The sequence below is a fragment of the Actinomadura sp. CNU-125 genome, from assembly GCF_001942465.1.
Classification (GTDB): Bacteria; Actinomycetota; Actinomycetes; order Streptosporangiales; family Streptosporangiaceae; genus Spirillospora.
This window is the reverse complement of record NZ_MKJY01000057.1, coordinates 1-21,386: the sequence shown is the minus strand read 5'-3', so window position 1 is coordinate 21,386 and position 21,386 is coordinate 1. Positions and strand designations below refer to the sequence as shown.

The window sequence follows — 21,386 nt, the reverse complement described above, 5'->3', positions numbered from 1 at the left end:
CCGCGGCGGCCGCCAGCGCCGCGGCGAGCCCGCTCGTCCGCGCCGAGGGCCGCCGCGGCCAGGTGCCAGGCGCGGCGGTCGCCGTCGGTCAGGTCCGCCAGGACGGCGTGCACGCGGCGGACTTCGGCGGGAGCCGCCGCCTCGTGGATCGCGGACCGGATCAGCGGATGACGGAAGCGCACGCCCGTCCCCGAAACCTCGGCCAGCCCGGACCGTTCCAGCTCGGCCAGCGCCCCCCGCCCGGCGCGGACGCCGCGGACGCCGCGGGCGGTGCCGCGTTCGCGTCCCGCCGGTCGGCCGGCAGCCGTTCGGCGGCGCGCAGGACCAGGCCGGGGTCCGCCTCGACGGCGGCGATGAGGGCCACCGCCCGGGCGGAGGCGGACAACGCGGACACGCGGTCGCCGAAGAGCCGGGTTCCGCCGGGCAGCGGGTCGGGCAGGGGTTCGCGGCCGGCGAGCTGCGCGGGCGTCAGGCGGGCGGCGATCTCCGCCAAGGCGAGCGGGTTCGCGCCGGTCGACGCGACGAGCTCCCGCTTCACCTGCGCGGGCAGCGCGCCGTGGCGGGACTCCAGCAGCTCCGCCGCGGCCGATTCGGGCAGGCCGCGCACCTCCACCGTCGACGGCACGCCCTTGACGGGGGCGTCGCCGCGTACGGCGAACAGCATCGCGATCCGTTCGGTCGCCAGCCGCCTGGCGGCGAACAGCAGCGCGTCGGCCGAGGCCCGGTCGACCCACTGGCAGTCGTCGACCACGCACACGAGCCCGTCCGGCGCGGCGGCCTCGGCCAGCAGCGACAGCACCCCGGCGCCCAGCAGGAACCGGTCGCCGGCACCGCCGGCGGCCAGCCCCAGTGCCGCGCCCACGGCGGCGCGCAGCGGCTCGGGCAGCGCCTCCAGCGAACCCGCGACCGGCCGCAGCACCTGGTGCAGCGCCGCGAACGCGAGGTCGGACTCGGACTCCACGCCGGTGGCCCGCAGAACCCGCATCGCGCCGCCGCGCGCGACCGCCGCGTCGAGCAGAGCCGTCTTGCCCGCCCCCGCCTCTCCCCGCAGCACCACCGCGCCGCCGGACCCGTCACGGGCCCGCGAGATCGCCTCGTCCAGCGCGCTGATCTCCGCAGATCGTCCATAGAGCATGAAAACCCACTCTAGGACGGCCGCGTCATGGGACGGGCGCGCGCCGCCGCGCGGCCGTGCCGGATCGCCCGTTCGGCTTGCGGGCCGTCACGCGTAGGAGGCGGCGATCGCGGCGGCGCGCTCGCGCAGGGCGGCGCGCAACCACTGCGGTTCCAGGGCTTCCGCGCCCGTGGCGAGCTGCCACAGCGCCCATTCGGCGTGTCTCGGGTCCTGGAAGGTCACTTCGAGCCGCAGCCGTCCGTCCGCGTCGGTTTCCTCGGTGAGGACGGCCAGCGCGGTGCCCACCAGGATCTCCCGCCGCGCCGGGTCCACCCGGACCAGCACGGTGACCTGGTCGCCGCCGGTCCGGAAGCGCGTGCTGCGTTCCCGCCAGGCCCGGTCCAGATCGACCCGGTCGGGTCGCCGGGCGGGTTCGGCGAGTTCCTCGGCCGCCGCGATCCGCGACAGCCGGTAGGTGCGGTCCGCACCGGATCTCGTGGCCAGCAGGTATCCCTGCTCGCGGACGGTGACCAGGCCGATCGGGTCGACCGTGCGCCATTTGGGGGGTTGGCCCACGGCCGCGTAGTAGATCCGCAGCCGGTGCCCGGCGAACACCGCGCGCCGGACCTCGCCCACCACGTCGTCGGGCACTTCCTCGGGGGTCTGCCGACGCGAGAGAAGGTCGGTCTCCGGGTCGATGAGCAGGCGCTCGGCCGCACCGGCGGCGATGTCGCGATGGCCGGCGGGCAGCGCGTCGACCACTTTGAGCATCGCCGAAGCGAGCGCCGAGCCGAGGCCGAACGCCTGCGCGCCGCGCCGCGAGCCGGCGACCAGCAGGGCAAGCGCCTCGTCGTGGTTCAGCCCGGTGAGCTCGGTCCGGAAACCGGGCAGCAGCGCGAAACCGCCGTGCCTACCGCGTTCGGCGTAGACCGGGACGCCCGCCGCCGACAGCGCCTCGATGTCGCGCAGCACGGTCCGGGTGGACACCTCGAGTTCGCGGGCCAGCGCGGTCGCGGTCATCCGGCCGTGCCGGCGCAGCAGCAGCACCAGCGAGACCAGCCGGTCGGCGCGCATACGCGAACTCTACCGAAATACACGACAAAGGATGTCGTGATTCGTTGGCACGCTCATCGGCATGACCAGGCACGCACGCCGGTCGGCGTGCGTGTTCGACGACGAATCGAACGGAGCCGATGTGGCGATCGAGAGAACCTCTGTCAACCCGTGGGCGTGGTCGGCGGAGATGGGATGACAACCGGGGCGAGCTCGTCTCCGGGCACACCCGCACCCTTTACTGCGCCGGACAGACCGCGATGGGCGGCGACGGCAAGCCGCAGCACGCCGACGACATGGCGGCGCAGCTGGCGCTGAGCCTGGAGAACCTGGAGGCGGTGCTCGGCGAGGCCGGCATGTCCCTCGCGGACCTGGTCCGGCTCAACGTCTACACCACCGACGTCGACCGGCTCTTCGAGCATTACGGCGTGCTGGCGGCGCGGCTGGGCGGCGCCGGGGCCGCACCGTCCACCACGATGCTCGGCGTGACGCGGCTGGCGATCCCCGACCTGATGGTCGAGCTGGAGGGGACCGCCGTCGCGTGACGCGGCCCCGCCGCCTCCGGCGGCCCCCCGGAGGCGGCGGTCCGGCTCACGGGCGTCGCTCACAAGGGCGGGAGCCGGGTGCGCAGGAGGCAGAACTCGTTGCCTTCCGGGTCGGCCAGGACGTGCCGGCTTTCGGTGCCGGTCTGGCCGACGTCGGCGGGCTCGGCGCCCAGGGCCAGCAGGCGGGCCAGCTCGGCGTCCTGGTCGCGGTCGGTGGGGTTGACGTCGATGTGCAGCCGCAGCTTGCCGGGCCGCGGGTCGCCGCAGGCGCTGAGGACGATCGTGGGCTGCGGGCCGCCCGCCCCGGCGCCGGGCGGCCCGATCTCGATGCTCCCGTCGTCTTCGCGGCCGAGTTCGACGTAGCCGAGCACCTCGCTCCAGAACGCGGCGAGCCGCTCGGGGTCGGCGGCGTCGAGGATCAGTTCGCTGATGCGGCATGCCATGCCGTCAGCGTACGGAACCCGGCGCCGCATCCGGCGCCATGGAGGTGTTCCAGTAGTCGGCGTAGCGGCCGCCGCGGCGCAGCAGCTCGTCGTGGCCGCCTTCTTCGGCGATGCGGCCGTCGTGCAGGAAGGCGATGCGGTCGGCGCGCCGGACGGTCCGCAGCCGGTGGGCGACCATCACCACCGTGCGGCCCGCCATCAGGCGTTCGATGCCGTCGTGGACGGCGGCCTCGTTCGCTGGGTCCAGCGCGGAGGTCACCTCGTCGAGCAGCACGATGGGCGCGTCCTTCAGCAGCGCCCGCGCGATCGAGACGCGCTGGCGTTCGCCGCCCGACAGCAGCGCGCCGCCCTCGCCGACGCCGGTGTCCCAGCCCGCGGGGAGCCGGGCGATCACCTCGTCCAGCCCGGCCGCGGCCGCGGCCGCGCGGACCTCGGCGCGTCCGGCGCCGGGGCGGCCGAGGCGCACGTTCTCCTCGATCGTGCCGTCGAAGAGGTAGACGTCCTGGAAGACGATGGCGATGCGTTCCATCAGCTGCTCGGTGCTGATGGCGCGGACGTCGACGTCTCCCACGCTGACGGTGCCCCCGTCCACGTCGTAGAACCGTGCGATCAGCTGCAGCAGGGTGCTCTTGCCCGCGCGGACGCCCCGACGACGGCGAGCCGCCGTCCCTCGGGCACCGCCAGCGACAGGCCGTCGAGGACCGTGCGCTCCCCGTGCCCGAACGTGACGGACTCGAACCGCAGGCCGTGGTGCCGCGGCGGCGCCGGGTCGGCCGGTTCCGGCAGCGGCTCGGTGCGCAGCACCGCGTCGAGCCTGGCCAGCTCGCTGCGCGCGCCGCGGATCTGGCCGCCGATGTGCGACAGCGACAGCAGCGGGTCGGCGCAGCGGGCGGCCAGGACCAGGATCGTCAGGACCTCCGCGGCGCCGATGTGCCCGCCGAGCGCCAGGTAGGCGCCCAGGATCAGCAGTACGGTGAACATCGCCTGCACCGCGACGGCGAGGCCGACCGTGCCGGGCAGGGCCGACAGGACGGTGCGGCGGGACGCGCGCCGCACGTCGCGCAGCGAGTCGTCGAGCAGCCGGAACCGTTCGGTGGTGCGGCCGCCGGCGCGCAGCACCGGCTGGGCCTGCAGGTATTCGATGACGCGGCCGGTGGCGTCCCGGTCGCGTGCGTCGCGTTCGGCGTCGGCGGCGGCCGTGGCGCGTCCCGTCCGGATCTGGATCGCCGCGACGACCGGGACGGCGGCCAGCGCGGCCAGGCCCATCCGCGGGTCGAACGCGAGCATCACGGCGATGATCGTCAGCGGCGTCACGCAGGCGGACACGAACGGTGCCAGCAGATGCGCGATGGCGCTCATGGCGCCCAGGACGCCGCGGCCGGCCAGGACCGACACCTCCCCGACGCGGGCCGGGGTGTACCAGCCGATGGGCAGCCGGGCCAGGTGGTCGCCGAGCCGGTGGTAGACGCCGCGCAGGAGGGCGGTCCCGGCGCGGAAGCCGGACAGGTCGGCGGCGTAGCGCAGCGCCGCGCAGAGCGCGACGGCGGCGGCGAACGCGGCCAGCCACGGCCGGGCGTCCCCGGGGTCGCCGCCCAGCAGCGCGCGCAGCAGCGGGACGAGCAGTGCGTAGGACAGCCCCTCGGCCACGGCGGCCGCGGTCATCAGGGCGACGGTCCGGCGGACGGGACGCGCGTGGTCGTGTCCCAGCACGCGCAGCAGCGTTCGGATCATCGGAGCCGGTCTCCTCGCAGGGCGCCGTCGTGGTTCTCGTGGGCGTGGGTTCGGGGGTCGCGGGTTCCGGGGTCGTGGGTCTCGGGGTCGTGGTTCTCGGGCCGGTGGGATCGCCAGAAGGCGGCGAACTTCCCGTCGCGGGCGAGGAGTTCGGCGGGGGCGCCGCGTTCGGCGACCGTCCCGTTCTCCAGCAGCACGACGGTGTCGGCGTCTGTGATCGTTTCGAGGCGGTGGGCGATGACCAGGACGGTCCGGTCGCCCTTGAGGTCCGCCAGGGTGCGGCGCACCGCCCGTTCGGTGTGCGGGTCGGCGAACGCGGTGGCCTCGTCCAGCACCAGGACGGGCGCGTCGGCGAGGAGCGCGCGGGCGATCGAGATCCGCTGCGCCTCGCCGCCCGACAGCCCGGCCTCGTCGCCGAGGACGGTGTCGTAGCCGTGCGGCAGTTCGAGGATCCGGTCGTGGACGCCGGCGAGCCGGGCGGCGCGGGCCACCTCGTCGCGTTCGGCGTGCGGGACGGCCAACGCGATGTTGTCCGCGACGGACGCGCGCAGCAGCCGCACGTCCTGGAAGACGAACGACACCGTCCGGTACAGCTCCCGGGAACCGATCTCGCGCAGGTCGGCGCCGCCCAGGACGATCGAGCCGGCGTCCGGGTCGAAGAACCGCGGCAGCAGCCGCACCAGCGTGGACTTCCCGCTTCCGGACGGCCCGACGAGCGCGGTGACCGTGCCGGGTTCGAGCGTGAGGTCGATGCCGCGCAGCACCTCGTGCCCGGGGTCGTAGCCGAACCGGACGCCGCGCAGCTCGATCCGGTGCCCGTGCGGCGCGGCCGGGTGCGCGGGTTCGGGCAGCGGCCGGGCCGCGAGGACGTCGCGGATCCGGCCGACGGCGCGCCGGGCGGCCTGGGCGTCGTCGAAGCCGTGCCCGAGGGCCGCGACCGGGGCGGTCAGTCCGAGGCCCAGCAGCAGGAAGGGCAGCAGGTCGGCGGCGGGGAGGGAGCCGCCGGTGATCAGCAGCGTGCCGCCGGTGAGGACGGCCAGCAGGACGAACGGGGGCGACAGCGCCACCTGCATCGCCGCGGCGACCGGGGCGAGGCCGCGCACCATCCGCAGGAAGGAGTCGGCGAAGTCGTCGGTGGCCGTGTGGAACCGGTGCAGGGCCCGGTCGGATCCGCCGAACGCCTTGACGACGGCGATGCCCTGCACGAATTCGACGACCGAGTCGGCGATCCGTCCGGTGCCGGCGTCGAACTCCTTCTGCTCGCGCAGCCGGGCGGGGGTCATCATGAGCGGGACGAACGCCACCGCCAGCAGCACCGGGATCAGGGTGATGAGGGTGAGGCGCCAGTCGACGGCGAACAGGTAGATCAGCGACACCAGCGGCACGACGAACGCCGAGACCAGGTCGCCGGGGGTGTGGGCGATGAACGGGTGCACGGCGCTCACGTCCTCCCCCACGACCTTGGCGAGCTCGCCGGTGCGGCGCCGGGAGAGCCAGCCGATCGGCGCGCGGCCCAGCCGCGCGGCCAGCCGCCGCCGGAGCGACAGCTGCACCCGCCCGTCGATGAGGTGCCCGAGGCCGGACGAGGCGGAGGTGAACAGCAGCCGCAGGAGCAGGCCGAGCGCGCCCGCGGCCACGACGAGGCGGACGTGGTCGTGGTCGGGCGGCCCGGAGGCCAGCAGGGTGCGGCCGAGTTCGACGACGGCCAGCAGCGGCGCCAGGCCCGCGACGGCGCCGATCACCTGCAGGATCACGACGGCGGCGAGGCCCGGGAGGAAGGGACGCAGTCCGGTGCCGTCCTCGGCGGGACCGGCGGCGGTCACCGCTTCTCCAGCCGGGTGCGTCCGGCACGGTGACGGCCAGGATGTTGCCGGGGGTGTCGAGGCGGATCCGGTGCCAGCGCCCGCGCGGGACGACGGCGGCGGTCCCGGCGGGCAGCCGGATCTCCTCGTCGGGCCGTCCGGGCCGTTCGGGGCGCAGGTAGAGGCGCATCTTCCCGATGAGGCAGGACACGATCTCCTCGGCCTCGGGGTGCACTTCCCAGTGGTCGGCGTGGACGTCGGCGCCGGTTCTGGCGTGGAAGACCCGCAGTACCCAGTCGTCCCGCCCGGGGCCGGGCCGTGCGTGGGGTCCGGTGCGGGGGCCGGTGTGGATGGTGCCGCCGGGGGCGAGGTGGACGGCGGACGAGAGGAGGTCGATCGGGGCGACGGTCATGCCGCGGTTCCTTTCGGGGCCGGGTGGCCCGGTCGGTCCGGGTCAGTCCCGGGCGGTGTGCGGGTCGGGGGTCTCGGTGCGCACGTCGCGCGGCGGGCCGGTCCGCGGCAGGACGGTGACGGCGATGAGGGCCCCGGCGAACAGCAGCGCGGCGCCGAGGGACAGGCCGAGGGCGTAGCCGTCGGTGAGCGTCCCGGGCGTGGCGGACGGCCCGGTGCGGTCGTGCGCGGCGGTGCCGAGGGCGGCGAGCCCGAACGCGGCGCCGAGCTGGCGGGTGCTGTTGAGCAGGCCCGAGGCGGCGCCGGTCTCGTGGGCGGCGACGCCGACGGTGGCGGTGGACACGACCGGGGCGAGGCAGAGCCCGAAGCCGATGCCGACGACGATCGAGGGGCCCAGCACGTCGGCGAGGAACGTGCCGCCGGGGCTGATCCGGCCGAACCATGCGAAGCCGGACGCGGTCAGCAGCGCCCCGGCGATCAGGAGGGTGCGCGGCGCGAACCGGTAGCCGAGCTTGACCGCGAGCACGGATCCGGCGATCGTGGCCGCGCCGAGCGGCATGAACTCCGTTCCGGCGCGGGCGGGCCCGTGGCCGAGCACGCCCTGCACGTAGAGGGACACGAAGTAGAACGCCGAGGCCATGGCGGCACCGGCCAGCAGGTTGTAGGCGTTGGCGCCGGCGACCGACCGGTTGGCCAGCAGCCCGAGCCGGACCAGCGGTTCCCGGGCGGTGCTCCGCTCGACCGTCCGCTCGACCAGGACGAACGCGGCCAGCAGCGCGGCGGCGGCCGCGAGGGTCGTCAGGGTGGTCGGCGACGTCCACGCGTGGGTGCCGGTGCGGACGATCCCGAACACCAGCAGCGTCATGCCCGCCGTGGCCAGGACGGCGCCGGCCGCGTCGGGGCGCCGGTCGCGGGCCGGGGGCGGTCCGGCGGGGACGCCCCGCCAGGCCAGTGCCAGCGCGATCGCGGCCATCGGCACGTTGACGAACATCACCCAGCGCCATCCGGCGTACTCGGTGAGCACGCCGCCGATCAGGACGCCGAAGACGCCGCCGGACGCGTTCGTCGCGCTCCACACCCCGAAGGCGCGGACGTGGGCCCGTCCCGTCGGGAACGTCGTGGCCAGCAGCGCGAGCGCGGCCGGGGCCAGCGCGGCGGCCCCGACGCCCTGCGCGGCGCGGGCGGCGACGAGGTGGCCGGGTTCCTGGGCGAAGCCGCCGGCGAGGGAGGCGAGGCCGAACAGGCCGAGCCCGAGCAGCAGGACCCGCTTGCGGCCGTACCGGTCGGCGGCCTTGCCGCCCAGCAGCAGCAGCCCGCCGAAGGCGAGCGCGTAGGCGTGCACGACCCAGGTCAGGCCCACGGCGCCGAAGCCGAGCCCGGCGGCGATCTGCGGGAGCCCGACGTTCACGACCGACAGGTCCAGCGACACCATGAACTGCACGACGGCGACCGCGGCGAGGGTGAGCCCCGGCCTGGCCCCGGCTCCCCCGCCGGCCGGTGCGGCGGGCGCCGGGACGGCCGCCTGGACGGACGACGGGGCGGACGACGGGGCGGCGCGGTCGCGTCCGGTGCGGGTCGCAGGCCCGGCCGGCCGGGCCCGCCCTTGTCTCGGATTGGCATGCCGGACATCGTGCTCGCCGGACGGTCCCGCGGTCGTCATGCCGGGGACGGCTCATTCGGCTGCCGCCCGGGACGCAGAAGCGCCGCGACTACATCGCCGGGAGTACGGGTTCCCTCCGCCCCGCGGCCGAGGCGCTCCGCCCGAAAAGCCTCTAATCTGCCCGAATGAGGTTCATGGACCGGCCGGTCGCGCAGGACGGCCTGCTCGCCGCCGCGATGGCCGTCGTGGTGTCGGTCTTCCTGGTGGGCGAGCCGGACGCGGGCGCCCCGGATTTCGCGGCCGTCCTGGCCGGGACGGCGGCGCTGGCCGCCCAGCGGCGCGTGCCGCTGGTGTCGCTGCTGGTCAGCACGGTCTGCATGCTCGCGGTCGCGGCGCACGTCCAGCCGGGCCCGGCCGTCGCCTACCCGGTGATGGTGTCGGTGTTCGCCGCGGTCTGGGCCGGGCGCGCGCTCGCCGCGGCGCTGGCGGCCGTGGCCTTCCTGGGCGCGGGGCTGGCGGTGAACCTGCCCGGCGCCGACGACACCGGGCAGAACCTGGAGAGCATGTCGCTGCTGGTCGGCTGGTTCGTGGCGGCCGGGGTGGCGGCGATCGTCACCCGGCACCGGCAGGCGTACCTGGAGGAGGCCGAGCGGCGCGCCGCCGAGGCCGAACGCACCCGCGAGGAGGCGGCCCGGCGCCGCGCGGGAGAGGAGCGGCTGCGCATCGCCAGGGAACTGCACGACTCCCTCACGCACAGCATCTCGATCATCAAGGTGCAGGCGGGGGTGGCGGTGCACCTGGCGAACTCGCGCGGCGAGAAGGTGCCGTCCGCGCTGGTGGCGATCCAGGAGGCCAGCGGCGACGCCATGCGCGAGCTGCGCGCCACCCTGGAGGTCCTGCGCGACTCCGACGGGACGGGCGGCTTCGGCGAATCGGACGGCGCCGCGCCCGGCAGCGGCCTGGACCGGCTCGGCGAGCTGGTGGAGCGGGCCCGCTCGGCCGGGCTGACGGCCACCGTGACGATCTCGGGCACCCGGCCCGAGCTGCCGGACGAGGTGGACCGGGCGGCGTACCGGATCGTCCAGGAGGCGCTCACCAACGTCTCCAGGCACGCGGGCGGCGCCGCCGCGGCGGTGCGCGTCGACTACACCGATGGGGAGCTGGTCGTGCAGGTCGACGACGACGGGACGGCCGACCCGGACGCGCCGCCGGTGCCCGGCACGGGGCTGCTCGGCATGCGCGAGCGCGTCGCGGCGCTCGACGGGCGGCTGCGCGCCGGGCCCCGGCCCGAGGGCGGGTTCACCGTGCGCGCCGAGCTGCCCCTGCGGGCGGGGGCACGCCCGTGATCCGGGTGCTGCTGGTGGACGACCAGGCGCTCATCCGCGGCGGGTTCCGGGCCCTGCTGGAGAACGAGGACGACATCGAGGTCGCGGCCGAGGCCGCGAACGGCGAGCAGGGCGTCGCGCTCGCCCTGGAGCACCGGCCCGACGTCGCGCTCGTCGACGTCCAGATGCCGGTGATGGACGGCATCGAGGCGACCCGGCTGATCGCGGCCGACGAGCGGCTGAGCGGCGTCCACGTCGTGATCCTCACCAACTACGGCCTCGACGAGTACGTGTTCAACGCGCTGCGCGCGGGCGCGTGCGGCTTCATGGTCAAGGACACCGAGCCCGTCGACCTGGTGCAGGGCGTGCGGGTCGCGGCCCGCGGCGACGCGCTGCTGTCCCCCGCGATCACCCGCCGGCTGATCCGCGAGTACGTCGCGCGCCGCCCCGAGCCCGCGTCCGAGGGGCTGGACGCGCTGACCAACCGCGAGCGGGAGGTGACGGTGCTGGTGGCGCGCGGCCTGTCCAACGACGAGATCGCCGCGCACATGGTGATCAGCCCGGCCACCGCGAAGACGCACGTCAGCAGGGTGCTGACCAAGCTGCGCGTCCGGGACCGGGCGCAGCTGGTGGTGTTCGCCTACGAGTGCGGCCTGGTCTCCCCGCGGCGCGGCTGACCCCGGCCGCGCACGGCGGCCGGGGCGGGGCCGGGCCGGGAGGATCCGGGGGTCCGGCGTGGGCTCAGCGCTTGGTGATGCGGTAGACCCGCCGGGCTTCGCGGTCGGTGATCGGACGGTCGAGGAACATCAGGTCGTCCATCCTGCAGTCGCAGGGGTTGGCCTCGGCGTCGTCCTGCGGGAAGCTCCCGCCGATCTTGATGCCGCGGGGGTCGGTGGCGGACGTGACGTCGGGTTCGGGCGGCCCCTCGACCTGCCAGGGGTCGCCCGACCGGGTGTAGAAGCCCGGCAGCGGCTCACCGTCGCGGTACAGCTTCATCGCGCCGGTGTCGTAGTCGAACGTGGCGATCAGGTGCACCCAGGTGTTGCGCGGCAGGATCGCGCGCCAGTCGCGGTCCGCGGCGAACGTCTGCGAGGTGCCGCCGTCGACGCGGCGGCCGAGCGCGACGACGCGCAGCTCGCCGTCCACCTCGATGATCTCCAGCAGGGCGCGGACGGCGTGGCCGTCGGAGTCGCCGGTGAGCACGCCCGACAGCCCGATCGCGTTGTAGGTGTCGTCGGGGTCGGCGGTATTGGTGTCGGGGGCGGGGTTGACGCCGGTCATCTTGAACCAGCCGGTGAGGGTGGCGCCGCCCGCGGCGCCGAACGCCCGCAGGGACCGGACGCCGGTCTCGGAGTAGACACCGGCCTTCCAGTCGTCGTTCGCTGCGCCGCCGACCTGCCGCACCTGCAGCACGTTCCTGCGGGCGCCGTCGCGGACGCGCATGGCGGCGCCGCCGTTGACCAGGTCGATGGGCGTGCCCGAGCGGCCCAGGTCGCGTTCGCGGGCGGGGTCGCCGTGCACGGGGTGGTCGAAGTCGTAGTGGGCGACGAGGTCTCGGCGGAGGTGGAGGGGGGACGCCTGCGCGGGCGCGGCGGCGCCCGGCGCGACGGCCAGGGTGGCGCCGAGCAGGACGGTCGTGAACAGGGCGGTCGTGAACAGGGCGGGTGAGCGGCGGATGCGCATGTCGGTCTCCTCGGGAGCCGGACGGGCGGGGCGCGCGCCCCGCCCGTCCGGTGGGGTCATCGGGCGGGTGTGCCGCGGACGGTCAGGTCGCGGAGCCGGCCGATGTTGTCGAACGAGCCGAAGCCCACCCGGCCGGAGCCGAGCGCGGTGTCGAGGGCGGTGAACACGGGACGGTCCGCGCCGTCGACGTACACGGCGATCTCGCCGGTGCCCGCGCAGTGCCGCACGCGGACGTCGTGCCAGTCGGTGTCGGTGACGGCGGGCGGCGCGCCCTTGGACCGGTTCGCGTTCCACTGCCGGTCGATGCGGACGCGGTCGGCGCCGTTCACCAGGAAGATCCCGTTGTGGGGGTAGATGGTGTTGTCGCTGGACAGGTGGGCGTAGTAGAAGTGCGTGTCGTCGCGGTAGCCGAAGACGACGATGACGTCCCGGTTGGATTCCGACACCGGCGTGTCGAGCCGCACTTCGGCGTCGATCCGGGCGGAGGCGAACGCCGGGCCCTTCTTCAGCACCGCGTACTCGAACGGGCGGCGGGGCCCGGGCCGGGCCTCGCCCGCTTCGGCCAGGACGACCTGGCCGCGCTCGAACTCCCACTTGCCCGGCGTGACGGGCGACCAGTCGTCGGCGCCGGTGGCGTGGCCGACGCGCGCCGGGCCGGTGCGGCACTCGGCGAACCCGCGGGTGCCGACGACCTTCCAGACCGTCCCGTTGGCCTTGGACAGCAGGTACGGCTCGCCCTCGGCGTCGGCGCCGATGCGCAGGTCGACGCGCTCGTCGCCGGCCATGTCCCGCATGGTGACGGGCTCACCGGAGGTCGTGTACGCCGACAGTTCGTAGATCTGCGCGCGGTCCTGCCCGGTGGGGTCGCGGCGCATCTCCGACTCCTCGGTGTAGAAGAGCCGGCCGTTGACGATGTCGCCGAACAGGTACTTGCCGCGCAGCGCGGGCAGTTTCGCGCCGCGGTAGACGTAGCCGCCGGAGATGGCCTTGCCGACGTCGCTGCGGCAGTCCCAGTCGGCGGGCGGGTCGTGGTCGTAGGCGGCGAGCGGGTAGTTGTACCCGTACTTCTCGTCGTCCTCCGGCAGCGGGTACAGGTGGCAGCGGTCGTCCTCACGGAAGGTGAAGGCGCCCTCGCGTTCGCTCCAGCCGAGGTTGTCGCCCGGCCGAATCTCGTGGATCGACTCGATCTCGTGCTCGCCGATGTGCGCGAGGAACAGCCGCTTCGAGCCGCGGGTGTCCCAGCTGAAGCGGTGCGGGTCGCGCATCCCGTAGGCGTAGATCTCGCCGAGGGCGCCGTCCTCGCCGAGGAACGGGTTGTCGGCGGGAACGCCGTACTCGCCGTTCACGCCGTTCGTCCCGGACGGGTCGATCCGCAGGATCTTGCCCTGCGGCACGGCGAGGTTCTGCGGGTCGCCGCCGTTGGCGCCGACGTTGCCGTTCCCGCCGTCGCCGACCGCGATGTACAGCATCCCGTAGTCGGCGTCGCCGCGCCGGGCGTTGGGGTTGAAGTCGATCTGCTGGAGGTTGTGGATCCTCCCGGAGAACCCGAACCGCAGGACCTCGCGGTGCGTGCCGCGGAAGGTCCCGGCGGACGGGTCGTCGGTCTTCCACTCGGTGAGGACGCCGTGGTAGCCGGTGTTCGGCTGCTCGGGGAGGTCGGGCTCCTCGGTCTCGAGCGCGTCGCCCCGCTCGACGTGCGTGGTGTAGAACGTTCCGTTCTTGGCGAAGTCGGGGTGGAACGCGACGAACCCGAAGCCCTGGCCGAGCCCGGCGGCGGAGTAGAAGTCGGGCGCGAACGTCGCGCCGACGTCGAGGTAGGTGCTCGGCGTGCGGGTCTTGCCGTCCAGGAAGTACAGCTTGCCGTTCAGGTCGGGCACGTACAGGCGGCCCGAGCGGTCGGGGAGCTCGCCGAGGTGGTTGATGCGGTTGCGCCGCTCCAGCCGGTCGTCGGTCGGCGGCGCGAGGTCTCCGACTCGGGGAGCTGCGCGACCTTCTCCAGGACGAGCCCGAGCCCGGCGGGCGCGGGATCCTCGGGGATCGGGTCGAGGATGGGCGCGGGCTGCTGCGGGGCCTGCTGCCCGGCCGCCGCGGGCGGGACGGCGACCAGCGACGCCAGCAGCGCCGTGATCGCGAGCGGACACCATCTGAGTTTTCGCATTCCGACCGTCCTTCTCGTGGGGGTGGGGTGCGAAAGCGCTTACTGGAAGCGCTTTCTGGACATCGGCGCGACCGGGTTCACTCGACGTGCTCCCGGTAGCGGGCGAGCGTCAGGGACAGCGCGTCGGGGCCCGGCATGGCCCAGAGCGCCTCGTTGAAGATCTCCGCCTCGATCGGGCCGGTATACCCGGCGGCGTCCACGGCGGCACGGAACCGCCGCAGGTCGACGCACCCGTCGCCGAGCATGCCGCGCCCGGTCAGCACGCCCTCGGGCAGCGGGGTGATCCAGTCGGCGACCTGGAACAGCGCGATCCGGCCCTGCGCGCCCGCACGGGCGATGCCGTCCCAGACCGCCGGGTCCCACCACAGGTGATAGGTGTCGATCATGACGCCGACCTGCTCGGGCGGGTGCGGGGCGGCCAGGTCGAGGGCCTGGGCGAGGGTCGCCACGACGCAGCGGTCCGAGCAGAACATCGGGTGCAGCGGCTCGATCGCGAGCCGCACCCCGCGCTCCCCCGCGTACGGCGCCAGCTCGGCCAGCACGTCCGCGACGCGCGCCAGGGCGCCGTCCAGATCGCGGGACCCCGCCGGCAGCCCGCCGCTGACCAGGCACAGGACGGGCGCGCCCAGCTCGGCCGCCTCCTCGATCGCGCGCCGGTTGACCTCCACCGCGTCCGGATCCCCGAAGAAACCGCCCCGGCACAGGGACGTCACGGTCAGGCCGTGGTCGCGCACGAGCTTCGCCGCCCGCGCCGCCCCGTACTCGGCGACGGGCTCGCGCCACAGGCCGACCCCGGTGACCCCGGCCGCCGCGCACCCGGCGGCCAGGTCCGGCAGCGGCCAGTGGCGGGTCGTCCACTGGTTCAGGCTGAATCTCACGCGTCGCCCCCTTCGGCGGCCTCGCGGCCGGTTCCCCGGCCGATTCCGTGGCCGATGCCCTGGACGGTCAGCCAGGCCCGCATCCGCTCCCCCGCCAGGTCCGGGTCGGGGAAGAGCCCGGCGGCGTCGGCGAGCTCGAACAGCGCGCCAGATGCGGGACCGAACGCGCCGACTCCAGGCCCCCGACCATGCGGAAGTGCCGCTGGTGGCCGGCCAGCCACGCCAGGAACACCACACCGGTCTTGTAGTAGAAGGTCGGCGCCTCGAACAGGTGGCGGGCCAGCGGCAGCGTCGGCGCGAACGCCTCCTCGTAGGCCGCGCCCCCGCCCGCGCCGCCGCCCGCGCCGTCGTCGGCGTCCAGGGCGCGCAGGGCCGCCGCGGCGGCGGGCGCGATCGGGTCGAAGATCCCCAGCAGCGCGTCGCTGTGCCCGGACGCGTCCCCGCGGATCAGCTCGGGATAGTTGAAGTCGTCGCCGGTGTACAGCCGCACGCCGGCCGGCAGCCGCCGCCGGAAACCGACCTCCCGGCCCGCGTCCAGCAGCGAGATCTTCACCCCGTCCACCCGGTCCGCGTGCGCGCCGATCAGCTCCAGCAGCGCCGCCGCCGCGCGTCCGGGTCGGCCGACCCCCAGTAGCCCTCCAGCGCCGGGTCGAACATCGGGCCCAGCCAGTGCAGCACGGCCGGGCGCCGCAGCTGCGGCAGCAGCCGCCCGTACACCGCCGCATAGTCGCCGGGGCCGCGGGCCGACGCGGCGAGCTGCCGGCTGGCCATCAGGACCGGGACGGCGCCGGCGTCCTCGACGACCGCGAGCTGCTCCTCGTAGGCGGCGGCGATCGCGTCCAGCGGCGCCGGGCCGGGCGGGAGCTGGTCGGTGCCCGCACCGCACACGATGCGTCCCCCGGCCGCCCGCGCCTCCCGGCCGCTGCGCGCGATCAGCTCCCGGGTGACCGCCCAGCCCAGGCCCATGCCGCGCTGCGCGGTGTCCATCGCCTCGGCCACCCCGAGCCCGTGCGCCCACAGGTGCCGCCGGAACGCCAGCGTGGCGTCCCAGTCGAGCGTCCCGCCCGCGTCCCCGCCGGACGGGTCGGCGAACGGGTCGGCGACGACGTGCGCGGCCGCGTAGGCGACGCGCGACGCGGACGGCTCGGCGGACGCGGCGAACACCCGCGGCTCCCCCATCGTGTGCGGGACGAGCGTCCCGTCCGCGCGCGGAAGATCGAGTTTCACCGGGACAGCTCCGGGACCTCGACGCGGCGCCCCTCCCGCCAGGACCGCAGCCCCAGCTCGGCGAGCTGCACGCCGCGCGCCCCGGCGTAGAAGTCCCACGGGAACGGGGCGTCCTCGGCGACGTGCCGCAGGAACATCTCCCACTGGGCCCTGAACCCGTTGCCGAACTCGGTGTTGTCGGGGATCTCCTGCCACTGCGACCGGAAGTCCTCGGTGGCGGGCAGGTCGGGGTTCCACACCGGCTTGGGGGTCATGGAGCGGTGCTGGACGCGGCAGCGGCGCAGGCCCGCGACCGCCGAGCCCTCCGTGCCGTCCACCTGGAACTCCACGAGCTCGTCGCGGAACACCCGCGTCGTCCACGAGGAGTTGATCTGCGCGATGATCCCGCCGTCCAGCTCGAAGATCCCGTAGGCGGCGTCGTCGGCGGTCGCCTTGTACGGCTCGCCGTTCTCGTCGAAACGCTCGGCGACGTGCGTGGCGCCGAGCACCTGCACCGACCGGACGGGCGCGACGATGCCGTCCAGCACGTACCGCCAGTGCGGGTACATGTCCAGGACGATGCCGCCGCCGTCCTCGTCCCGGTAGAGTTCCAGCTCGGCCGCTGCGCCTCCTGCCAGTCGCCCTCGAACACCCAGTAGCCGAACTCGCCGCGCACCGACAGGATCCGCCCGAAGAACCCGCCGTCGACCAGCCGCTTCAGCTTGAGCAGGCCCGGCAGGAACAGCTTGTCCTGGACGACGCCGTGCTTGACGCCCGCCTCGCGGGCCAGGCGCGCCAGCGCCAGGGCGTCGTCGAGGTTCTCGGCGGTCGGCTTCTCGGTGTAGACGTGCTTGCCCGCCGCCAGCGCCGTGCGGATGGCGTCCACGCGCGCGCTCGTCACCTGCGCGTCGAAGTAGACGTCGGTGCCGGGGCGGGCGAGCGCCTCGTCCAGGTCGGTCGTCCACTCGGTGAGGCCGTGCCGCCCGGCGAGCTCGCGCAGCTTGGCCTCGCTGCGCCCCACCAGCACCGGCTCGGGCCACAGCGCGGTGCCGTCGGCCAGCCGCAGCCCGCCCTGCTCCCGGATCCCGAGGATCGAGCGGAGGAGGTGCTGGCGGTACCCCATCCGGCCGGTGACGCCGTTCATGACGATCCCGATGGACCTGCGTTCCATCACTGTCCTCTCAATTTTCGTGTGCCTTCCGGACGTGCCGGTCGGCCGGTTCGGTCCGGCGGCTCAGTCGGCTCAGTCGGCGGCCGCGCCCGCGCCCAGCAGGCCGCGGACGCGGCCGGTCACGCGGGCGAACTCGGGACGCTCCATCGTGGCGGCGTACGCGCGCTCGGCGGGCAGGCCGACGTCGATGATCTCGGCGATCGTGCCGGGCCGGTCGGTCATCACCACGACGCGGTTGGCCAGGTAGGCGGCCTCGGCGATGGAGTGGGTGACCAGCAGCACCGTCGTCCCGGTCTCCCGCCAGATCCGGTTCATCTCGATGTTGAGCTGCTCGCGGGTGAGCGCGTCCAGCGCGCCGAACGGCTCGTCCATCAGCAGGACGGGCGGTTCGTGCAGCAGCGCCCGGCACAGCGCGACGCGCTGCTGCATCCCGCCCGACAGCTCGTGCGGGAGCGCGTCCTCGAAGCCGGTGAGGCCGGTCATCTCGATCAGCTCGTCGGCGCGGCGGCGCGCCCGCTCGCCGGGCATGCGCCGCATCTCGGCCTGCAGCAGGATGTTGCGGCGGGCGCTGCGCCATTCCAGCAGCGCGGCCCGCTGGAACACGTAGCCGATGTCGTGGCGGGGGCCGCCGACGCGGTCGCCGCGCAGCCGCACGGTGCCCGACGACGGCTTGAGCAGCCCCGCGACCAGTTTCAGCAGCGTGGACTTGCCGCACCCGGACGGCCCGACGATCGCGACGAACTCCCCCATCGGGACGTCCAGCGCGACGTCGCGCAGCGCGGTGACGTCGCGTTTGCGGGTGCGGAACCGGACGGCCACGTCGTCCAGCCGGACGGCGGGCTCGGTCCCGGCGGCGCCGGTTTCGGCGCCGGTTGCGGTCGCTTTCTCGCTCATTGTCCTCATCGTTCGTCCCGTCGACTCGTGTGGTCCGGCCGTTCCGGAGGCGGCTTCGGGCCGCCGGTCCGGGGCGGGTTCGGGTGCCGGGTCATCCCTGGCCGGCGGGCGCGCGCCAGTACTCGGCGGGGTCCTTGGCCTCCTCGATCACGCCGGCCTCCTTGAAGGTGGCGATCGTCTGCCGCCAGTCGGCCTCGGCGTTGACGCCCGGCGCCTCGCCCTCGGTCGCCGGGGTGTGCAGGAGCTCCAGAGTCGCCTTGAACTGCTCGGTCAGCACGTCGTTCGCGGGCAGCTGCTCGGACGCGCCGGCCATGCTGGCGACGGCGCCCGCCGGGTCCGACGACGCGGCGGTCCACGATTCGCTGGTGGCGGCGACCATCTTCTCGACGATCTCCTCGTCGCTCTGCAGCTTGCGCTCGCCGGCCAGGAGCCCGTTGGAGAAGAAGTTCAGCCCGAAGTCGGCGTAGCGCAGGTAGGACATCGGCTTGCCGGACTTGGACGCGATCGTGGGGCCCTGGTCGTTGGCGAAGCCCATCAGCCCGTCGACCGTCCCGGACATCACCGCGGCCATCTTCCCGGCGGGGTCGGTGTTCTGGACCTTGACCTCGGCCGGGTCGATGCCGTTCTTGCGCAGGAACACCGGGAAGGTGCGCGCGAGGGCGTCCCCGGCGGTCCCGGCGATCGTCCTGCCCTTGAGGTCGGCGGGCTTCGCGACGCCCTCCGACTCGAACGACTGCACGGACGCGGGCGTGGTCTGCAGGTAGACGCCGAGGCTCTTGACGGGGACGCCCTTGTCCACGGCGGCCAGCAGCGCGGGCGTGTCGGCCCAGCCGAAGTCGGTCTGCCCGGCGCCGGTGGCCTGGACGGTCTTCTGCGAGCCCTGCCCGGCCTTGATCTCCAGGGCGATGCCGTGCTTTTCGTAGATGCCCTTCTTCTCGCCGTAGTAGAACGGCGCGTGCTCGCCGTAGGGGTACCAGTTCAGTGTCAGCGTGACCTTGGTCAGCTTCTTGCCGGAGTCGCTGGTGACCTGGTCGGATTCCCCGCCGCAGGCGCGCCCGCGAGCGCCACGAGCGGGACGAGCAGGGCGGCGGAGATGGTGCGGAGTTTCATGGACGGCCCTCCGTGACGGGGTGGGGTGGACGCCGGTCTGATCGCGCCGGCCGCGGGTTCGGTGGGCGGGTTCGGTGGGCGGGTTCGGTGGGCGGGCTCAGTAGGCGGGCTCAGTAGGCGGTGGTGACCGCGCCGTCGCGGCGGCTGGCGTGCCAGGGCAGCAGGAGCCGCTCGGCGACCTCGACGATCACGAACAGCGCGACGCCGATGGCCGACATGACCAGCAGCCCGGCGAACAGCATGGGGGTGTCGAGGTTGCCGTTGGCCTGCAGGATCACGTATCCGAGTCCCTCGTTGGCGCCGACGAACTCGCCCACGACGGCGCCGGTGACGGCGAGGGTGACCGCGACCTTGAGGCCGGAGAACAGGTGCGGCAGGGAGGCGGGCAGCCGGATCTTGACGAACGTGGCCATCGGCCCGGCGCCCATGGTGGCCGACAGCTGCAGCATCTCCGGGTCGACCGATTTCAGCCCGGCGACCATGGAGATCACGACGGGGAAGAACGCGATCAGCACCGCGACGACGATCTTGGGGCCGATGCCGAAGCCCATCCAGACCACGAACAGCGGCGCGATCGCGATCTTGGGGATGACCTGGGCGAACAGCAGGATCGGGTAGAGGGTGCGCTCGACCGTCGCGGAGTACACCATGATCACCGCGGCGAGAACGCCGACGGCGACGGCGATCGCGAAGCCGAGCAGCGTCTCGTAGGTGGTGACCCAGGTGTGCTGCCAGATGTAGCCCCACTTGTCGGTCAGCACCGCGAACGTGGCGCCGGGCGAGGGCACCAGGTACTCGGCGACCAGCTTGAACGCGCTGATCGCCCACCAGGCGGCGAAGCACGCCACCAGCAGCGCCAGCGGCCGCCACGTCTGCTCGGCGACGGCGGCGATGCGCTCGCCCGCGCCGGGGCCGTCGCGTTCGACGACGCCCGGCGCGTCCGACGCCGGGGTGGCGCTCGTCGTGCCCTGACTCACCATGGCTTCCTCCGGGGCGGTTGTTCAGAAAGCGCATTCAGAAAGCGCTTTCTGGTGTACCGTAAGAAGCATCGCCGACGCGGTCAAGAGGGTCCGGCCGAAGATCCGCCGCGATGTCGGCTCCAGCGAGGGGGCGGTGATGACGGAGGCGGCGGAGGAATCCCGCACCGGCGATCGTGCGACCGATCGTGCGACCGATCGTGCGTACGTGACGTTGCAGGACGTCGCCGGGGAGGCCGGGGTCTCGCTGGCGACGGCGTCGCGCGTCCTGAACGGGACCTCGCAGGTGCGGACGGACCTGCGGGAGCGGGTGCTGGCGGCGGCGGCGTCGCTGCGGTACACGCCGAACGCCCACGCGCAGGCGCTGGCGAGCGCGTCCAGCACGTCGGTCGGGGTGATCTGCCACGACGTCAGCGACCCCTACTTCGCGGCGGTGGCGCGCGGGGTGATGACCACGGCGGCCGAGCACGGGATGCTGGTGATGCTGGCCAGCACGTTCCGTGACCCGGGCCGCGAAGTGGAGTACGTGGCGATGCTGCGCGCGCAGCGGGCCCGCGCGATCCTGCTGATCGGCTCGGGGTTCGAGGACCGCGAGTGGGAGCGTTCGCTGGGCGCGGAGCTTGAGCCCTACCAGCGGACGGGCGGCCGGGTGGCGGTGCTGAGCAGGCATCGCAGCCTGAAGGTCGACGCGGTGCTGCCGCAGAACCGGGAGGGCGCGGCCGAGCTGGCCCGCGCGCTGCTGGAGCTGGGGCACCGGGAGTTCGCGGTGCTGAGCGGGCCGCGGGCGCTGACGACGGTGTCGGACCGGCTGGCCGGGTTCGCCGGCGCGCTGGCCGACGCGGGGGTGGCGCTGCCGGAGGAGCGGATCGTCGAGGCGGCGTTCACCCGGGACGGCGGCTACGCGGCGGCGGTCGAGCTGCTGCGCCGCGGCGAGCGTCCGACGTGCGTGTTCGCGGTCACCGACGTGATGGCGGTCGGCGCGCTGACGGCGTTACGGGAGCGGGGCGTGCGGGTGCCGCAGGACGTGTCGCTGGCGGGTTTCGACGACATCCCGATCGTCGGGGACCTGACGCCGCCGCTGACGACGGTCGCGCTGCCGCTCGCCGAGACTGGGCGAGCGGGTGATGGGCCTGGCGCTGCGCGAGCCGCGGCGAGCCGCCGCAGCCGCATCGAGCGCATCGCGGGCGAGGTCGTCCTGCGCGGCCAGCACGGCGCCGCCCCGCTGAACCCGCCCGCCGGCCGGGCGACCGGCCGAGCTACGGCCGGGGCCGTCGGCCGGGGCGGG

The 21,386-nt window shown here is 74.5% G+C and carries 18 protein-coding genes and 3 pseudogenes; 4 read left to right on the top strand and 17 right to left on the bottom strand.

Going from position 1 to position 21,386, the window contains the following annotated elements; translation table 11 throughout:
• The 3 genes from BJF79_RS58950 to BJF79_RS08405 all read right to left on the bottom strand — a co-directional run.
• A partial coding sequence (locus BJF79_RS58950; RefSeq protein WP_262401712.1) for a hypothetical protein occupies positions 1–182 on the bottom strand: 182 nt, incomplete at its 3' end.
• Positions 161–1,135: an AAA family ATPase gene (locus BJF79_RS08410; RefSeq protein WP_262401711.1), complete on the bottom strand. Its 975-nt coding sequence runs from the start codon at positions 1,133–1,135 to the stop codon at positions 161–163. The genes BJF79_RS08410 and BJF79_RS58950, both read right to left, overlap by 22 nt.
• Positions 1,136–1,222: 87 nt before the next feature.
• Positions 1,223–2,188: a helix-turn-helix transcriptional regulator gene (locus tag BJF79_RS08405; RefSeq protein WP_075896016.1), complete on the bottom strand. Its 966-nt coding sequence runs from the start codon at positions 2,186–2,188 to the stop codon at positions 1,223–1,225.
• 127 nt (positions 2,189–2,315) lie between these two features.
• Here BJF79_RS08405 and BJF79_RS08400 point away from each other — a divergent pair.
• Positions 2,316–2,712, top strand: a pseudogene (locus BJF79_RS08400) (RidA family protein).
• Positions 2,713–2,771: 59 nt separating this feature from the next.
• Here the strand turns inward: BJF79_RS08400 and BJF79_RS08395 are convergent.
• The 5 genes from BJF79_RS08395 to BJF79_RS08380 all read right to left on the bottom strand — a co-directional run bounded on the left by BJF79_RS08395 (position 2,772) and on the right by BJF79_RS08380 (position 8,759).
• A complete protein-coding gene (locus tag BJF79_RS08395) occupies positions 2,772–3,155 on the bottom strand; it encodes a VOC family protein (protein ID WP_075896024.1) in 384 nt (127 codons plus the stop codon).
• Positions 3,156–3,159: 4 nt separating this feature from the next.
• Positions 3,160–3,747 (bottom strand): ATP-binding cassette domain-containing protein, encoded by a 588-nt coding sequence (locus BJF79_RS58945; RefSeq protein ID WP_262401710.1) that lies wholly within the window; start codon positions 3,745–3,747, stop codon positions 3,160–3,162.
• 17 nt (positions 3,748–3,764) lie between these two features.
• On the bottom strand, positions 3,765–4,886 hold the full coding sequence (locus BJF79_RS58940; protein WP_262401709.1) for an ABC transporter transmembrane domain-containing protein: 1,122 nt from the start codon (positions 4,884–4,886) through the stop codon (positions 3,765–3,767).
• Positions 4,883–6,709 (bottom strand): ABC transporter ATP-binding protein, encoded by a 1,827-nt coding sequence (locus BJF79_RS08385; RefSeq protein WP_075896014.1) that lies wholly within the window; start codon positions 6,707–6,709, stop codon positions 4,883–4,885. The genes BJF79_RS58940 and BJF79_RS08385 overlap by 4 nt, the downstream gene beginning before the upstream one ends.
• Positions 6,710–7,142: 433 nt before the next feature.
• Positions 7,143–8,759 carry an MFS transporter gene (locus BJF79_RS08380; RefSeq protein ID WP_262401708.1) on the bottom strand — a complete coding sequence of 539 codons (1,617 nt, stop codon included), beginning with the start codon at positions 8,757–8,759 and terminating at the stop codon, positions 7,143–7,145.
• Positions 8,760–8,893: 134 nt separating this feature from the next.
• Here BJF79_RS08380 and BJF79_RS08375 point away from each other — a divergent pair, with 134 nt between their 5' ends.
• Together BJF79_RS08375 and BJF79_RS08370 are read left to right on the top strand one after the other, a co-directional pair.
• On the top strand, positions 8,894–10,045 hold the full coding sequence (locus tag BJF79_RS08375) for a sensor histidine kinase (protein ID WP_262401707.1): 1,152 nt from the start codon (positions 8,894–8,896) through the stop codon (positions 10,043–10,045).
• Positions 10,042–10,701 carry a response regulator gene (locus tag BJF79_RS08370; RefSeq protein WP_075896010.1) on the top strand — a complete coding sequence of 220 codons (660 nt, stop codon included), beginning with the start codon at positions 10,042–10,044 and terminating at the stop codon, positions 10,699–10,701. Before BJF79_RS08375 ends, BJF79_RS08370 begins: the two co-directional genes overlap by 4 nt.
• 64 nt (positions 10,702–10,765) lie before the next feature.
• On the opposite strand, the gene BJF79_RS08365 is transcribed toward BJF79_RS08370, so the two are convergent.
• The 9 genes and pseudogenes from BJF79_RS08365 to BJF79_RS08330 form a co-directional block, all read right to left on the bottom strand.
• Positions 10,766–11,707 (bottom strand): LamG-like jellyroll fold domain-containing protein, encoded by a 942-nt coding sequence (locus BJF79_RS08365; protein ID WP_143219788.1) that lies wholly within the window; start codon positions 11,705–11,707, stop codon positions 10,766–10,768.
• A 56-nt stretch (positions 11,708–11,763) separates the two neighbouring features.
• Positions 11,764–13,584, bottom strand: a complete 1,821-nt coding sequence (locus BJF79_RS08360; RefSeq protein WP_262401706.1) for a PQQ-dependent sugar dehydrogenase — start codon at positions 13,582–13,584, stop codon at positions 11,764–11,766.
• Positions 13,572–13,865 carry a hypothetical protein gene (locus BJF79_RS58935; RefSeq protein WP_262401705.1) on the bottom strand — a complete coding sequence of 98 codons (294 nt, stop codon included), beginning with the start codon at positions 13,863–13,865 and terminating at the stop codon, positions 13,572–13,574. Before BJF79_RS58935 ends, BJF79_RS08360 begins: the two co-directional genes overlap by 13 nt.
• A gap of 77 nt (positions 13,866–13,942) precedes the next feature.
• A complete protein-coding gene (locus BJF79_RS08355; protein WP_075896008.1) occupies positions 13,943–14,743 on the bottom strand; it encodes a sugar phosphate isomerase/epimerase family protein in 801 nt (266 codons plus the stop codon).
• 67 nt (positions 14,744–14,810) lie between these two features.
• Positions 14,811–15,922, bottom strand: a pseudogene (locus BJF79_RS08350) (DUF993 family protein).
• A 44-nt stretch (positions 15,923–15,966) separates the two neighbouring features.
• Positions 15,967–17,120, bottom strand: a pseudogene (locus BJF79_RS08345) (Gfo/Idh/MocA family protein).
• 72 nt (positions 17,121–17,192) lie between these two features.
• The gene (locus BJF79_RS08340; RefSeq protein WP_075896006.1) at positions 17,193–18,014 is read right to left on the bottom strand and encodes an ABC transporter ATP-binding protein; all 822 of its coding nucleotides are present in this window, start codon (positions 18,012–18,014) and stop codon (positions 17,193–17,195) included.
• 91 nt (positions 18,015–18,105) lie between these two features.
• A complete protein-coding gene (locus BJF79_RS08335) occupies positions 18,106–18,996 on the bottom strand; it encodes an ABC transporter substrate-binding protein (RefSeq protein WP_262401713.1) in 891 nt (296 codons plus the stop codon).
• A 238-nt stretch (positions 18,997–19,234) separates the two neighbouring features.
• Positions 19,235–20,104, bottom strand: coding sequence for an ABC transporter permease (locus BJF79_RS08330; protein ID WP_143219787.1), 870 nt, complete (start codon positions 20,102–20,104; stop codon positions 19,235–19,237).
• 136 nt (positions 20,105–20,240) lie between these two features.
• On the opposite strand from BJF79_RS08330, the gene BJF79_RS08325 reads away from it, so the two are divergent.
• Positions 20,241–21,386: LacI family DNA-binding transcriptional regulator (locus BJF79_RS08325; RefSeq protein WP_262401704.1), on the top strand; the 1,146-nt coding region annotated here is incomplete at its 3' end.

Excerpts from the sequence above, each read along its gene's own strand:
- BJF79_RS08380 (WP_262401708.1), bottom strand. The coding sequence starts at position 8,759 with ATGACGACCGCGGGACCGTCCGGCGAGCACGATGTCCGGCATGCCAAT.
- BJF79_RS58940 (WP_262401709.1), bottom strand. The coding sequence starts at position 4,886 with ATGATCCGAACGCTGCTGCGCGTGCTGGGACACGACCACGCGCGTCCC.
- BJF79_RS08405 (WP_075896016.1), bottom strand. The coding sequence starts at position 2,188 with ATGCGCGCCGACCGGCTGGTCTCGCTGGTGCTGCTGCTGCGCCGGCAC.
- BJF79_RS58935 (WP_262401705.1), bottom strand. The coding sequence starts at position 13,865 with ATGCGAAAACTCAGATGGTGTCCGCTCGCGATCACGGCGCTGCTGGCG.
- BJF79_RS08330 (WP_143219787.1), bottom strand. The coding sequence starts at position 20,104 with ATGGTGAGTCAGGGCACGACGAGCGCCACCCCGGCGTCGGACGCGCCG.
- BJF79_RS08340 (WP_075896006.1), bottom strand. The coding sequence starts at position 18,014 with ATGAGCGAGAAAGCGACCGCAACCGGCGCCGAAACCGGCGCCGCCGGG.
- BJF79_RS08395 (WP_075896024.1), bottom strand. The coding sequence starts at position 3,155 with ATGGCATGCCGCATCAGCGAACTGATCCTCGACGCCGCCGACCCCGAG.
- BJF79_RS08375 (WP_262401707.1), top strand. The coding sequence starts at position 8,894 with ATGGACCGGCCGGTCGCGCAGGACGGCCTGCTCGCCGCCGCGATGGCC.
- BJF79_RS08365 (WP_143219788.1), bottom strand. The coding sequence starts at position 11,707 with ATGCGCATCCGCCGCTCACCCGCCCTGTTCACGACCGCCCTGTTCACG.
- BJF79_RS08410 (WP_262401711.1), bottom strand. The coding sequence starts at position 1,135 with ATGCTCTATGGACGATCTGCGGAGATCAGCGCGCTGGACGAGGCGATC.